The following is a 13,889-nucleotide window of genomic DNA, read 5'->3' on the forward strand; positions in this document are numbered from 1 at the left end:
GGAGGTGCAGCATGGAAACGCTCGAAGGGACGGCACAAAGCGTCGTCTTTGCCGCGCCCGAGGGGGGCTTCACGGTCTTTCGCCTGCGGCCATCGGGGCGGCGCGGACTCGTGACGGTGACGGCGAACGCGCCCGCACCGCTCGTGGGGCAGGAGATTGCGCTTTCGGGCGAGTGGGTGCAGCACCCGCGCTTTGGTGAGCAGTTCAAGGCGGCGACGCTTCGCGTTTCTGCGCCGACGAGTCTCGCGGGCATCGAGCGCTTCCTCGCGTCGGGTGCGATTGCGGGCGTCGGTGAAGCGATGGCGCACCGACTCGTGCAGAAGTTCGGCAAGGAAACGCTTGAGATCATCGAGAAGAAGCCCTCGCGCCTCACCGAGGTCGCGGGCGTCGGCAAGAAGACGGCGGCGAAGATCCACGCTTCCTACATGGAGAAGGAGGAGCTCAGAGAGATCATGCTGTGGCTCGAAATGCACGGCGTTTCGGGCGCGTACGCCGCACGCATCTTCGAGACGTACAGCTCCTTTGCCATCGAGGTCATGGAAAAGCATCCGTACCGTCTGGCACGCGACGTCGCCGGCATCGGCTTTTTGACGGCGGATGCGATTGCGAAGAGCGCAGGGATCGCCGAGGACAGCAAGGAACGCATCGAGGCAGGGCTAGGCCACGCGCTCCTCACCGTCTCCCAGCAGGGGCATTGCTGCATCCCTGCGCCCGCTTTGACGGAGCGTGCGGCGAAGCTCCTCGGCACGCCGACGGAGGAGGTGCGCGAGGTCTTGAAGGAAGCCGTTGCCGCCGAACGGCTCGCCTTCGAGGAGGTCGGCGCGGAGACGCTCATCTATCCGCCGTGGCTCTACCGCGCGGAGAAGCGCACGGCGCAGATGCTTTTTTTCCTGCAGCAAAAGGCCGCTGTGCTGCCCGCAGAAAAGGCGGCAGCCATCGTCGCCGACTGGGAGCGGGCGGCGGGCATCACGCTCGCCGCAGAGCAGCAGCAGGCTGTCGCCGCCGTGCTCGACCATGCGGTCTTCGTTCTGACGGGCGGCCCGGGAACGGGCAAGACGACGGTCGTGCGCGGCATGATCGCAGTTCTTGAGAGCCAGGGGCTCTCCGTGCTCCTCGGTGCGCCGACGGGACGCGCGGCGAAGCGGCTCGCAGAAGCGACGGGGCGCAAGGCGGAGACGGTACATCGGCTCTTGGGCGCACAGGGCAGCATGGAGGCCGACGGCTCGCCTGTATTCGAGAAGGACGCTGACGATCCTCTGGACGCCGACGCCATCATCCTCGACGAGGTGTCGATGATGGACATCGTGCTCATGGAGCATTTCCTTGAAGCCGTGCCCGAGGGCGCACGCGTCATATTCGTCGGCGATGTCGACCAGCTTCCTGCTGTCGGCCCAGGCTCGGTCCTCAAGGACATCCTGCGCTCGGGCGCTGTGCCGAGCGTGCGCTTGAAGGAAGTCTTTCGCCAGAGCGGCGAGGGAACGATCGTCCTGAACGCGCACGCGATCAATCGCGGGCGCATGCCGCAGTTCACTGCGGGCGGCGATTTCGAGTTCTTGGAGATGCCCGACGAGGAGACGGCGGCGCGGCGCATCGTCGCGCTGTGCCGCGAGGAACTGCCGCGCGAGGGGTTTTCCGCTCTGGAAGCGGTGCAGGTACTGTCGCCCATGCACCGCACGCCGTGCGGCGTCGACAATCTGAACCGCCTCTTGCAGGCGGCGCTCAACCCGCCCGCGCCCGAAAAGGCGGAGTTTCGTAACAGCACGCTCACGTTCCGTGTCGGCGACAAGGTCATGCAGACGAAGAACGACTATACGAAGGGCGTGTTCAACGGCGACATCGGCTTCATCCGCGAGGTGTCGGCGGACGGCGTCAAGGTGCGCTATTCCGACGAACTGACAGCGGACTACGAGCCGAACGAACTCATGATGCTCACGCTCGCCTACGCCATGAGCGTGCACAAGAGCCAGGGCAGCGAGTACCCCGTGATCGTGCTGCCGCTCGTCGCCGCGCATCACATCATGCTGCAGCGCAACCTCCTTTATACGGCGGTGACGCGTGCGAAGAAAAAGGTCGTGCTGCTCGGCTCGAAGGCGGCTGTCTTCACGGCGGTATCGAACGACAAGACGCGCAGGCGCTACACATTGCTCGCCGAGAGGCTTGCGGGCGCGGGCGGCGAGAGTCCGCTGCTCTCGTGAGGGGCGCGGCATGGCTCGCCGCCTTGGCGGACGCTGTATCTTCCGTCGTCTTTCCCGCGCGCTGCCCAGCCTGCGGCGCTTACTGCGAGAGGCGCGGCGGCTGGTGTGCGGCTTGTCTTTCGCGCACGGTGCGACCGCATCGCCTCGCACTTTCGGCAGAAGCGCTCGCTGCGCTCGATGATGCTTGGGCGGTCGGCTTCTACGGCGGCACGCTCGGCACGCTCGTTCGCGACCTCAAGTATCGCGGCCGGCGCGGCGTCCTGCCCTATATCCACGCGGCTCTGGCGGCGGCGAAACTGCCGGAGCAATTTCTCGCCGCCGACCTTGCCGTCTATGTGCCGCTCCATGAAGCACGCGAGAAGGAGCGCGGCTTCAATCAGGCCGAGCTGATCTTCGCCGCTTGGCTCAAGGCGAAGGGCATCCCCGCACGCCCCTTGCTTCAGCGGACGCGCTCGACCGTGCCGCAGTACGGACTCGGCGAGAGGGAGCGGACGGACAACGTGCGCGGCGCGTTCTCCCTCGCCGAGGCGGGGAAAGGCGGCGCGGGAGAAATCGAGGGGAAAAGCATCGTGCTGCTCGACGACATCCTGACGACGGGGGCGACGCTCACATCTTGCGCCGCCGTGCTGAAACAGGCGGGCGCAGACTCTGTGTATGCACTGGCGCTGGCGAGCGACCGAAGCTAGAACAAGGATGCTTGAATCGTGTTGATTCAGCTGCACAAGCATACAAAAATGCCCCATCTGCCGCATTTTGCGGCGGGTGGGGCATTTTTGTATGCTTGTGTTTGTGCGAGCTTACTCGGGAATCTTCGTCATAAGATCCAGACTGCGCTCTTCGTTCATCGTGCGGCACATCTCGATGAAGGTGTCGAGCGGTACGTCTTTGAGCTGCTCGTTCGTGCCGCGCACGTTGATGGAAACGGTGTTTTCCGCGGCTTCCTTGTCGCCTAAGACGAGGATGTAGGGATCCTTGTAGTGCTTGAAGCCCTTGATCTTCTCGCGCATGTTCTTGTCGGCATAGTCGACCTCGAAACGCACGCGACTCTTGAAGAGCTTCTGCGCGACCTTCTTGGCGTAGTCGTTGTGCTCGGGGCGGATCGGCACGATGCCGACCTGCACGGGGCTGAGCCAGAAGGGGAACGCGCCCTTGAAGTTCTCGATGAGGACGCCGATGAAGCGCTCCATCGAGCCGAAGATGGCGCGGTGCAGCACGACGGGCTGCTTGTGGCTGCCATCCTTGGCGATGTACTTGAGGTCGAAGTTCTGCGGCAGCTGGAAGTCGAGCTGCAAGGTGCCGACCTGCCACTCGCGGCCGAGCGCGTCCTTCATCTTGAGGTCGATCTTCGGGCCGTAGAAGGCGCCGTCGCCCTCGTTGACCTCGTAATTGCCTTCGCCGTACTTGCGGTCGAGGATCTCCTTGAGCTCTTTTTCCGCAATATTCCACGTTTCAATGTCGCCCATAAAGTCGTCGGGGCGCGTCGAAAGCTCCGCTTTGCAGCTCATGCCGAGGGTCGAATAGATCTCGTCGGCGATGTCCATGATGTCGCCCATCTCAGCGGCGATCTGGTCTTCCATGAGGAAGGTGTGGTCGTCGTCCTGACGGAAGAGCTGCACGCGGAAGAGGCCGTTGAGCTCGCCCGACTTCTCCTTGCGGTGGATGACGTCGACCGTGTTGTAGCGAATTGGCAGGTCACGGTAGGAGCGCGTCTTACGCTGGTAGATCTTGATGGCGTTCGGGCAGTTCATCGGCTTGATTGCGAAGGTGTCGTCCGCTTCGATGTTGCCGTCCGCTCCAGGAATCAGGAACATGTTTTCCTTGTAATGCGCCCAGTGGCCGCTCGTGACCCACAGGCGCTTGTTGTTGATGACGGGCGCGGAAACTTCCTGATAGCCGTGCGCCTCGTGAATGCCGCGCCAGAATTCCAACAGCGCGTTGAAGAGCTTCCAGCCGCGCGGCAGCCAGTAGGGCATGCCGGGCGCCGTCTCGTCGAACATGAAGAGGTCGAGCTGCGGCCCGATCTTCTTGTGGTCGCGCTCCTGTGCGTCCTTGATGAACGCGAGGTGCGCCTTGAGCTCCTCCTTCGTCGGGAAGGCGTAGGCGTAGATGCGCGTGAGCTGGTCGCGCTTCTCGTCGCCGCGCCAGTAGGAGCCGGACATGGAGCGAAGCTGCCAGGCGGCAGACAGAAGTGCGGCGGAGTTTTCGACGTGCGGCCCACGGCACAGGTCGACGAAGTCATCGCCCGTGCGGTACGTCGTCAAAATCTCGTCGTCGGGCAGATCCTCGATGAGCTCGACCTTGAACTTTTGATCCTTGAAAAGTTCGAGTGCATCTTTCTTGGAAATCTCCTCGCGCTTCCAATCTTCCTTGCGCTTCAAGATTTCCTTCATCTTCTCTTCGATGGTCTTGAGATCGTCGTTCGTCGCCGCGCGCGGCAAGAGAAAGTCGTAGTAGAAGCCGTCGGCAATCTCCGGCCCGATGGCATACTGCGTCTCCTTGCCGAAGACTTCGATGACGGCTTTTGCAAGCACATGTGCCAACGAGTGGCGATAGACGTGCAGGAATTGTTCTTTATCCATAATGTTTCCCCTTTGTTGGACATTTGTGCAGCTGCATCACGCACGAGGCGAGCGGCAGCCTGCATAGTTTCTTCTATTATAGAGCAAAATACTGGATTCATCAATAAGGCTTTGTTATATACGGCTTTCTAATGCCGGCGATTCTTTCCTTTCGGGGAAGAGTATGCTATACTTTGCTCGTTGCCGCCCCTACACTTGGCAAGGGAAGGGGGTGTGCTTGATGAGTATTCTGACGTTTATTCTCTCCGTCTTGGCCGGTGTGGTTGCCAACCATATCTGCAAATGGCTCGATGAGAGAGACGACGGCAACGGGCCTAGGCGCTGATCCCTGCCTGCCATATGGGAATAGAAGCACCCCCCAAGGAGCTAGCTTGGGGGGTGCTTCGTGTGCTTTGAGTATTCTCACGTTTGCCACTCACAGTATAGCATATCTTCTTGGCGGGATGCAAGTGTTTTGATGGCTGCGGGTGCTTTGCGAGCCTACAAGAAACGCCTCTTCACTTCGCTTCCTTGACCTGTGCAAACGCCTTTTCCGCCGCAGCAATCGTGCGGTCGATGTCTTCATCTGTGTGGGCAAGCGAGAGGAAGAGCGTCTCGAACTGTGAGGGAGCAAGGTAGATGCCTTGTTCGAGCATGGCGCGGAACCAGACCTTGAAGGCTTCCTGATCCGAAGCGGCAGAACTTGCGTAGTCCTTGACCTTGCCTTCGTTGAAGAAGATGCTGAACATCGAGCCGGCCTGGTGCGCCTGAATCTTGACTCCCACCTTGCGTGCGGCGGACTCAAGGCCGAGGACGAGCTTCTTCGTCTTCAGCGTGAGCGCGCGGCTCGCATCGGCTTCTCCGGGTTGCGGCTCTTTCAAGATGAGCTTGAGCGTTTCGATGCCCGCCGTCATGGCGAGAGGATTGCCCGAGAGCGTGCCCGCCTGATAGACGGGGCCTGCGGGCGCGATCTGCTCCATGATGTCACGGCGGCCGCCGTAGGCCGCGCACGGCAGGCCGCCGCCGATGATCTTGCCGAGACACGTGAGATCGGGCGTGATGCCGTAGGCCGCCTGTGCGCCGCCCAAGGAGGCGCGGAAACCGCACATGACCTCGTCGAAGATGAGGAGTGCGCCGTGCTTTTCGGTCAGTGTGCGCAAGGTGTCAAGATAGCCGTTTTCGGGCAGGACACAGCCCATGTTGCCCGCGACAGGCTCGACGATGATGCAGGCGATGTCTTTGCCGTATTCCGTCATGACGTGCGTGATGGCGTCCGCATCGTTGAACGGCACGGTGATCGTGTCCTTGGCGACGCCCTCAGTCACGCCGGGACTCGATGGCACGCCGAAGGTTGCAAGCCCCGAGCCTGCGTCGACGAGCAGGCTGTCGCTGTGGCCGTGGTAGCAGCCGACGAACTTGACGATCTTCGAGCGGTTCGTGAAGCCGCGTGCAAGGCGCAGGGCGCTCATCGTCGCTTCCGTGCCCGAGTTGACCATGCGCACGAGCTGCATCGAAGGATATGCCTTCTGCACGAGGCGCACGAGGTCGGATTCGAGCGTCGTCGGCGCACCGTAGCTTGTGCCGCGTGCGGCGGCGTCAGCCAGTGCGCTTACGACGGCGGGGTGCGCGTGTCCGGCGACGAGCGGCCCCCACGACAGCACATAGTCGACGTACTCGTTGCCGTCGATGTCGAAGATGTGCGCGCCTTCGCCGCGCGCGATAAAGGGCGGATTGCAGTCGACGTTTCTGTAGGAGCGCACGGGGCTGTTGACGCCGCCCGGCATGAGGGTCTTCGCTTCTTCAAACGCTTCCAGGGATTTTTCTAAGTTCAGCATATTTCGCTCCTTTTCAGCCTTGAAGCCACTTCGCCGCGTCGATCGCGTGGTAGGTGATGATGATGTCGGCGCCCGCACGCTTCATGCCTGTGAGCGTTTCGAGCACGATGCGCTTTTCGTCGATCCAGCCGTTCGCTGCCGCCGCCTTGACCATCGCGTATTCACCGCTGACGTTGTAGACGGCGACGGGGCGGTCGATGGCGTCGCGCACGCGGCGCACGATGTCGAGGTAGGCGAGCGCGGGCTTGACCATGATGATGTCCGCGCCTTCGGCGAGATCGAGCGCGACTTCCTTCATCGCCTCGCGTGCGTTGGCGGGATCCATCTGGTAGGCGCGGCGGTCGCCGAAGGAGGGCGCGGAGTCCGCAGCGTCGCGGAAGGGACCGTAGTATGCCGACGCGTACTTGACGGCGTAGCTCATGATGGAGACATGGGAGAAGCCGGCTTCGTCCAAGGCTTCTCGCAGAGCGGCGATGCGCCCGTCCATCATGTCGGACGGCGCGACGATGTCGGCGCCGGCTTCCGCCTGGCTGACCGCCGTCTTGGCAAGGAGCGGCAGCGTCGCGTCGTTGTCGACTTCGTGCCCGCATAGCTTGCCACAGTGGCCGTGCGACGTGTACTGGCAAAGGCAGACATCGCCGACGACGGCAAGCTCTGGCTCTGCCTGTTTGATGGCGCGGATCGCTTGCTGCACGGGGCTTTTCGCGTCCCATGCCGAAGAGCCGATCTCGTCCTTGTACTCGGGCAGGCCGAAGACTTCGACGGAGGGAATGCCGAGTGCGGCGAGTTCTTTCGCCTGCTCGACGGCGCGGTCGACGGAGAGGTGGAAGCAGCCCGGCATACTGGGGATTTCTTCCTTGATATTCTCGCCGGGCACGACGAAGATGGGGTAGACGAAATCACGGACGGAAAGCTCCGTCTCGCGCACCATGGCGCGGATGTTCGCCGTCCTGCGCAGGCGGCGCGGACGAAGGGTTTGCTTCAGCATAACAGCATCTCCTTGATGGTTTCGATGAGTCCTTCGATCGTGTATTCTTTGGCGACGGCAGCGGGCTTTATGCCGAGCGCCTCGCACGTCTTCGCCGTGATGGGGCCGATGGCGACGCACTTGACGCGCTGCAGAGGCTCTGCGCCGCCGAGGATAGCACAGAGGTTCTTTGCCGTCGAAGAGCTTGTGAAAGTCACGATGTCGATCTCGCCGCTCGTGAGTTTTTTTGCGAGAGCAGCGCCGTCGGCCTCTGCCTGCTTTGTGCTGTAGGCGGCGGCGACGGTGACCTCTGCGCCGAGTGCCTTGAGGCTTTCGGGCAGCACTTCGCGCGCTTCTTCGGCGCGTGCGAGGAGGATGCGCGTGCCGCTTCGCACATCGCCCTTGAGGGCTTCGACGACGGCTTCGGCGCGGTATTCGCCGGGCACGCAGTCGGCGCGGACGCCGCAGGCGGCGAGCGCGTTGGCTGTCGCAGGGCCGATGGCGGCGACTTTGGCGCGGGCGAGGGCGCGTGCATCCTTGCCCGCGGCGTCAAGGGCGCGGAAGAAATGCTCGACGCCGTTCGCGCTCGTGAAGATTAGCCAGTCGTAGTCGGCGACATGAACGATGGCAGCACGGAGCGCTGCGCCGCCGTCGGAAGGCTCTGCGATACGGATCGCGGGCACTTCGAGGCAGGCGGCGCCGAGCGCTTCGAGGCCTTCGGTGAGCTTCGAGGCTTGGGCGCGCGCACGCGTCACGAGTACGCGCTTGCCGAAGAGCGGGCGCCTCTCGGGCGCGTCGAACCAGCGCAGCTTTTCGCGATAGCGCACGACATCGCCGACGAGGAAGATGGCGGGCGGCTTGAGTCCGGCTCGCGCCACATCGTCAGCGGCGTTTTCGACGGTCGTGATAAGTGTCTCCTGCTCGGGGCGCGTGCCCCAGCGGATGACGGCGGCGGGCGTATTGCCGGCGCGGCCGTGGCGCATGAGTTCGGCTGTGATGGCGGGAAGGTTTCCGACGCCCATGAGGAAGACGAGCGTATCGACGCCCGTCGCGAGTTTCTGCCAGTCTAGCCCTGAGGCTTCCTTCGTCGGATCTTCGTGCCCCGTGATGACGGCGAAGGATACGGCGACGCCGCGGTGAGTGACGGGGATGCCCGCATAGGCGGGCACGGCGATGGCAGAAGTCACGCCTGGCACGATTTCAAACGGCAGGCCGTTTTCCGCCAAGAGCAGGGCTTCCTCGCCGCCGCGCCCGAAGACGAAGGGGTCGCCGCCCTTGAGGCGCACGACGCATTTTCCTTCGCGGGAGAGCTTGACGAGGAGTTTCGAGATGTCTTCCTGCTTCATCGCGTGGTTGCCCGCGCTTTTTCCCACGTAGATGCGCTCGGCTTCTTGCGGCACGAGCGCGAGGATGCGGCTGTCCGCGAGGTAGTCATAGACGACGGTGTCGGCTTTTTTCAGACACGCGCGCGCCTTGACTGTCAAAAGCCCCGGATCTCCGGGGCCGGCTCCGACAAGATATACCATAGCTTCGCTTTCCTCCTTACGGTTGCAGCAGGCCGAGTTCCTGCAGGATTTCTTTGCCGCCCATGGCGAGCAGTTCCTCGGCGAGCGCACGGCCGATTTTCTCGGCGTCAAGGGTGCTGCCCGCCTTTTTCCTGCGATAGAGGCGCTCGCCGTCGATGGAGGCGATGACCGCCTCCATTTCGAGTGCCTCGTCCGCAGCCTCGGCGTAGACGCCGACGGGTACCTGGCAGCCGCCCTCGACGCGTGCGAGGAAGGCGCGTTCCGCTCTCGCCGCCGCGCGCGTCGCCGCGTCGTCGAGGAAGGCGATCAGGGAGAGCGTCGTTTCATCGTCCGCACGCGCCTCGATGGCGAGTGCGCCTTGTCCGACGGCGGGCAGGCAGATTTCGCGCGACAGAACCTCGGTGATGCGGTCATGGAAGCCCAGGCGCTTGAGTCCCGCGACGGCGAGGATGATGGCATCGAAATTTTCCTCTTCGAGCTTTTTGAGCCGCGTGTTCACGTTGCCGCGCAGGCTGACGATCTCAAGGTCGGGCCTCTTGGCGAGGAGCTGTGCGCGGCGGCGAAGGCTCGACGTGCCGACCTTCGCGCCTTGAGGAAGGTTCGCGAGCGTTTGATAGCGCGGACTTACGACGGCGTCGCCGGGGTCAAAGCGCTCGGTCACAGCGGCGAGCATGAGCCCTTCGGGCAGTTCCGTCGGCATGTCCTTGAGGCTGTGCACGGCGAGGTCGATTTCGCTCGCGAGCATCGCCTGCTCAAGCTCCTTCGTGAAAAGTCCCTTGCCACCGATCTTCGCCAACGGCGCATCGAGCACGCGGTCGCCCTTCGTCGTCATGCGCTTTTGTACGACATGAAGCTCCGGGTATTTCTCCCGGAGCTTCGCCTCTACATAGTCCGCCTGCCAAAGCGCGAGCTTACTGCTGCGCGTACCTATAACGATGGTGTCTTTCTTCACAAGTTCCCGTCTCCCCTATCGTATCAAGCTTGAAGAGGCTTCGCATCGCCTCGATGTAGAATGCCTCGTCCGCCGTTCCCGCCGATGCGTTGAGCTTCATCATCGGCGTGCGCAGGATCTTTCGGACGATCATGCGCGTCATGTGGTCGACGGCACGCTGCTGCTCCTCCGTGAGTTCGGGCAGTTTCGTGTGCGCACGCTGCATCTCACGACATCGTATGCGCTCGCAGCGCTCGGAGAGGAGTGCCATCAGCGGGCGGCACGAGAGGTATTGGAAGCGCTTCTCGATGGAAACAATCTCCTCCTCGACGATGCGCGAGGCTTCGACCGCCTCCTGCTTGCGCTCCTCCATATGATCGTCGACGACGGCTTCCAAGGCATCGATATTGAAGAGCTTCACGCCCTTGATTTCCTCGACCTCGGGATCAACGTCGCGCGGCACGGCGATGTCGATGAAGACGAGCGGCCGTCCCTTCCGCTGGGTCATGAGGTGGCGCGTCTCCCACGCCTTGACGACGTAGTGCGGTGCGCCCGTCGAGGTCACGACGACGTCGACCTCCTCGGCCTTTTCCATCGCGCGCTCGAAAGGCACGGCCTCGCCGCCGAAGCGAGCGGCAAAGTCCTCGGCCTTTTCCATGTGGCGATTCGCGATGTAGAGCCGCTTTGCGCCGTGCGAGACGAGATGCTCGGCCGTCAGTTCCGCCATCTTTCCCGCACCGAAAATCAGGACGCTCGACTTGTCGAGCGTGCCGAAGATGTCCTTCGCCAGTTCGACCGCCGCATAGCTGACGGACACGGCGCTCCACGCGATGCGCGTCTCCGTGCGCACGCGCTTTCCCGTCGCAATCGCGCGGTGAAACAGCGTGTTCAGCACGGTGCTCGTCGCGTGCCCTTCGAGTGCGAGCGCGTACGCCTGCTTGACCTGCGAGAGGATCTGCCCCTCGCCGAGGACGAGCGAATCAAGACTCGCCGCCACGCGGAAGAGGTGACGGATGCATTCTTCGTCCTCGTGCACGTAAAGGTATTCTTCGATGTCCTCGTCGTTTCCCGTGAGGTCGAAGAAAAAGCGGCGCACGGCCTCGCCCGCGTGTGCATCGTCCGCCGTTACCGCGTAAATCTCGCTGCGGTTGCACGTCGAGAGCACGACCGCTTCAAGGAGATCGGCATACTCCGCCAGATGCTGGAACCCCTTGCGGATGGCGTCCTTCGGTATGGAAAACCGCTCGCGCACATCCACGGGCGCCGTCTTATGATTCAGTCCCAAAACAATCAAGTGCATGTCTTATCTCTGCCTCCGCCTCATCCAGTCTGCTTTCTTCGACAAGATTCAAAATATGCTCCGAAAGAGCCGCGCGCCAAAACGCCTCGCGTCCTGCACTTCCCTCGATGCGTTCCTTCGCTTCCTCGCGCAGTTTGGCGAGCCTTTTGAGCCAAGCGCCCCAGCTTGCGCCCATACGGGCGGCGAGCCGCTTCTTCAGCGTGCGGGCGAGTGCGGGCGATGCGCCGCCCGTCGATACCGTGACGAGGAGATCGCCGTCTCGCAAAGCCGCCGGCAGGAAGAAGTCGCAAAGCTCGGGCGTCGTCGCATCGTTGACGAGAGCGCCAGCCTCTTTCGCCGCCTTGCCGAAGGCGGCGTTCGCCGCACGGTCGTCGGTCGCGCAGAAGACGAGGAGCGCACGCGGCAGCGATGCGAAGACCTCCGCCGTCGCAAGTTGCGCGAGCCAAGCGATGCGCCCGTCTGCCGCAAGTGCCGCCAAGGGGGGCGAAAGCTTGGGCGCGACGACGGTCACGGCCGCTCCTGCTGCGAGCAGCCCGCGCACCTTTCGATGCGCCACCGCCCCGCCGCCGGCGACAAGCGCGGCGCGCCCTTCAAGGCGCAGGTCCATCGGGTACATATCCAAATCTTGAGAGTCCTTCCAAATTACGAATGTGGTTCACTTTTTCATTTTCTTCTTTATTATATCGTAAAGGCATGAAAAAAAAAAGCCCTGCAGGAAAGTTTGTATGTATCATGCTCACAATATTGACAAGAGGGAAAATCTCATGAGGGAAACTCATATCTATTCTTATCTTTCAGGACATATGTTCAGTCGCCACGTATAGTGACATAATTGCTTTTACTCCCGTTTTCTGCGATGGCGTATCACAGCGTCATGCTGTACAGATGTCCTCACGTCTTACATGAAAAAGCAGCAGTCCGACAGGGATTTTCTCGTCGGACTGTCTTTGTTCGTCTTGTGCGGATTTGTCGAAAATATACGGCAATAATAAAAAAATAACACTATAATATATAAATTTTTTATTGATATATATAAATTTTTTATTGATTATTTTAAAATCAAGTGATATAATGATGGCGCAAGAGAAAATCCGATAAAGCAGAAGAGAAATAAGAAACGGGAGAGGGCGATCCCTTCTGGGCATCGTTTTCCTGAGGCGAGCGGAGGGATTCTGATGGCAGAGATCAAGCTTGGCTTTGCGCCGACGCGGCGCAGCATCTTCAGTGCGCCGGATGCAGTGAAGTATCGGGGACTGACGAGAAAGCGTTTGGAGGAGCTAGGCGTTTCCTTCGTTGATATTGACGATATCAACGAGGAAGGGCTGCTCTATGATGAGAATGATCGGCTGAAAATTGTCGAAAAGTTCAAACGCGAGAAGATCGACGGGCTTTTTCTGCCGCACTGCAATTTTGGCACGGAGTATGAGTGTGCGCGGCTCGCGAAGGATATGGGCGTGCCCGTACTGCTCTGGGGGCCGTTGGACGAGCGCCCCGACGAGAACGGCGTGCGGCTTCGCGACACGCAGTGCGGGCTGTTCGCGACGGGCAAGGTGCTCAGGCGTTTTCGCGTGCCCTTCACTTACATGACGAACTGCCGACTCGAAGATCCCGTGTTTGAGCGCGGCGTGCGCGATTTCCTCGCGGTCTGCAATGTCGTCAGGACGTTCCGCCATATCCGCATCCTGCAGATCGGGCCGCGTCCCTTCGATTTCTGGTCGACGATGTGCAACGAGGGCGAGCTTTTGGAGCGTTTCAACGTGCAGCTCGCGCCAATTCCCATGCCCGAGATGATTGCCGAGGTGAAGCGTGCTCTGGCGGAGAAGACGGAGGTCTCCGAGACCATCGCCTACATCCGTGAGCGCATGATCGTCGACATTAAGGACGATGAGGTCGAGAAGGTTGCCGCGCTGAAGGTCGCAATGCGGCATCTGATCGACAAGTACCAGTGCAATGCAGGAGCGATTCAGTGTTGGAACGCGCTGCAGGACGAGCTGGGCATCATGCCGTGTGCGGCGAATGCACTCCTCAACGATGAGGGCGTGCCCGTTGTCTGTGAGACGGACATCCATGGCGCGATTACAGCGCTCATGGCGGAAGCCGCCGGCATGGGCGAGTGTCGTTCCTTCTTCGCCGATTGGACGATCCGTCATCCCGACATCGAGAACGGCGAGCTTTTGCAGCACTGCGGTCCGTGGCCCATCTCGCTCGCACGCGAGAAGGCGCATCTGACGTATCCTCTCGCCTTTGACTTTCCAGGCAGTCTGACGGCGGAGGCGCGCCACGGCGATCTCACGCTCTGTCGCTTCGATGGAGATAACGGCGAGTATTCGTTGCTTTTGGGACGCGCCAAGGGCGTTGAAGGGCCGAAGGGAATGGGAACCTACCTTTGGGTCGAGGTGGAGAACATCAAGCGCCTGGAAGCGAAGATCGTCGAAGGCCCGTACATCCACCACTGCGTGGGCATTCATAAAGATGTCGTGCCCGTTCTTTACGAGGCATGCAAATATATCGGCGTAAAGCCTGATCTTTACGATCCGATCGAAGAGGAAGTCAAGGCGTATCTTAGGGGGGAATGAC

At 61.5% G+C, this 13,889-nt stretch carries 10 protein-coding genes; 3 read left to right on the forward strand and 7 right to left on the reverse strand.

Annotated features, from left to right (window positions below):
• The first annotated feature begins 11 nt into the window (after window positions 1–11).
• Complete coding sequence (locus tag RWS31_RS09690) at window positions 12–2,195, forward strand: ATP-dependent RecD-like DNA helicase (protein ID WP_314597911.1); 2,184 nt, start codon at window positions 12–14, stop codon at window positions 2,193–2,195.
• Window positions 2,192–2,881, forward strand: a complete 690-nt coding sequence (locus RWS31_RS09695) for a phosphoribosyltransferase family protein (protein ID WP_314597913.1) — start codon at window positions 2,192–2,194, stop codon at window positions 2,879–2,881. Before RWS31_RS09690 ends, RWS31_RS09695 begins: the two co-directional genes overlap by 4 nt.
• Before the next feature lie 111 nt (window positions 2,882–2,992).
• Here RWS31_RS09695 and thrS read toward each other — a convergent pair whose 3' ends face one another.
• From thrS to RWS31_RS09730, 7 genes are all read right to left on the reverse strand, one after another.
• Window positions 2,993–4,774: a threonine--tRNA ligase gene (gene thrS, locus RWS31_RS09700; RefSeq protein WP_314597915.1), complete on the reverse strand. Its 1,782-nt coding sequence runs from the start codon at window positions 4,772–4,774 to the stop codon at window positions 2,993–2,995.
• 497 nt (window positions 4,775–5,271) lie between these two features.
• Window positions 5,272–6,588 (reverse strand): glutamate-1-semialdehyde 2,1-aminomutase, encoded by a 1,317-nt coding sequence (hemL, locus tag RWS31_RS09705; RefSeq protein ID WP_314597917.1) that lies wholly within the window; start codon window positions 6,586–6,588, stop codon window positions 5,272–5,274.
• 13 nt (window positions 6,589–6,601) lie between these two features.
• Window positions 6,602–7,576, reverse strand: a complete 975-nt coding sequence (hemB, locus tag RWS31_RS09710; protein WP_314597919.1) for a porphobilinogen synthase — start codon at window positions 7,574–7,576, stop codon at window positions 6,602–6,604.
• Window positions 7,570–9,081, reverse strand: coding sequence for a uroporphyrinogen-III C-methyltransferase (gene cobA / locus RWS31_RS09715; RefSeq protein WP_314597921.1), 1,512 nt, complete (start codon window positions 9,079–9,081; stop codon window positions 7,570–7,572). The genes hemB and cobA overlap by 7 nt, the downstream gene beginning before the upstream one ends.
• 16 nt (window positions 9,082–9,097) lie before the next feature.
• The gene (hemC, locus tag RWS31_RS09720; RefSeq protein ID WP_314597923.1) at window positions 9,098–10,033 is read right to left on the reverse strand and encodes a hydroxymethylbilane synthase; all 936 of its coding nucleotides are present in this window, start codon (window positions 10,031–10,033) and stop codon (window positions 9,098–9,100) included.
• Entirely contained in the window at window positions 9,993–11,312 is a 1,320-nt protein-coding gene (gene hemA, locus RWS31_RS09725; RefSeq protein ID WP_314597925.1) for a glutamyl-tRNA reductase, read from the reverse strand. Before hemA ends, hemC begins: the two co-directional genes overlap by 41 nt.
• Window positions 11,281–11,928 carry a bifunctional precorrin-2 dehydrogenase/sirohydrochlorin ferrochelatase gene (locus RWS31_RS09730; RefSeq protein WP_314597927.1) on the reverse strand — a complete coding sequence of 216 codons (648 nt, stop codon included), beginning with the start codon at window positions 11,926–11,928 and terminating at the stop codon, window positions 11,281–11,283. The genes hemA and RWS31_RS09730 overlap by 32 nt, the downstream gene beginning before the upstream one ends.
• Window positions 11,929–12,487: 559 nt before the next feature.
• Here RWS31_RS09730 and RWS31_RS09735 point away from each other — a divergent pair.
• Window positions 12,488–13,888: an L-fucose/L-arabinose isomerase family protein gene (locus RWS31_RS09735; protein ID WP_314597929.1), complete on the forward strand. Its 1,401-nt coding sequence runs from the start codon at window positions 12,488–12,490 to the stop codon at window positions 13,886–13,888.
• Window position 13,889: the final 1 nt, after the last annotated feature.

The sequence above is a fragment of the uncultured Selenomonas sp. genome (genome assembly GCF_963528755.1).
Classification (GTDB): Bacteria; Bacillota; Negativicutes; order Selenomonadales; family Selenomonadaceae; genus Selenomonas.

Coding starts and splice junctions, on each gene's coding strand:
- hemA (WP_314597925.1), bottom strand. CDS start 11,312: ATGCACTTGATTGTTTTGGGACTGAATCATAAGACGGCGCCCGTGGAT.
- thrS (WP_314597915.1), bottom strand. CDS start 4,774: ATGGATAAAGAACAATTCCTGCACGTCTATCGCCACTCGTTGGCACAT.
- cobA (WP_314597921.1), bottom strand. CDS start 9,081: ATGGTATATCTTGTCGGAGCCGGCCCCGGAGATCCGGGGCTTTTGACA.
- RWS31_RS09735 (WP_314597929.1), top strand. CDS start 12,488: ATGGCAGAGATCAAGCTTGGCTTTGCGCCGACGCGGCGCAGCATCTTC.
- RWS31_RS09690 (WP_314597911.1), top strand. CDS start 12: ATGGAAACGCTCGAAGGGACGGCACAAAGCGTCGTCTTTGCCGCGCCC.
- hemL (WP_314597917.1), bottom strand. CDS start 6,588: ATGCTGAACTTAGAAAAATCCCTGGAAGCGTTTGAAGAAGCGAAGACC.
- hemB (WP_314597919.1), bottom strand. CDS start 7,576: ATGCTGAAGCAAACCCTTCGTCCGCGCCGCCTGCGCAGGACGGCGAAC.
- RWS31_RS09730 (WP_314597927.1), bottom strand. CDS start 11,928: ATGTACCCGATGGACCTGCGCCTTGAAGGGCGCGCCGCGCTTGTCGCC.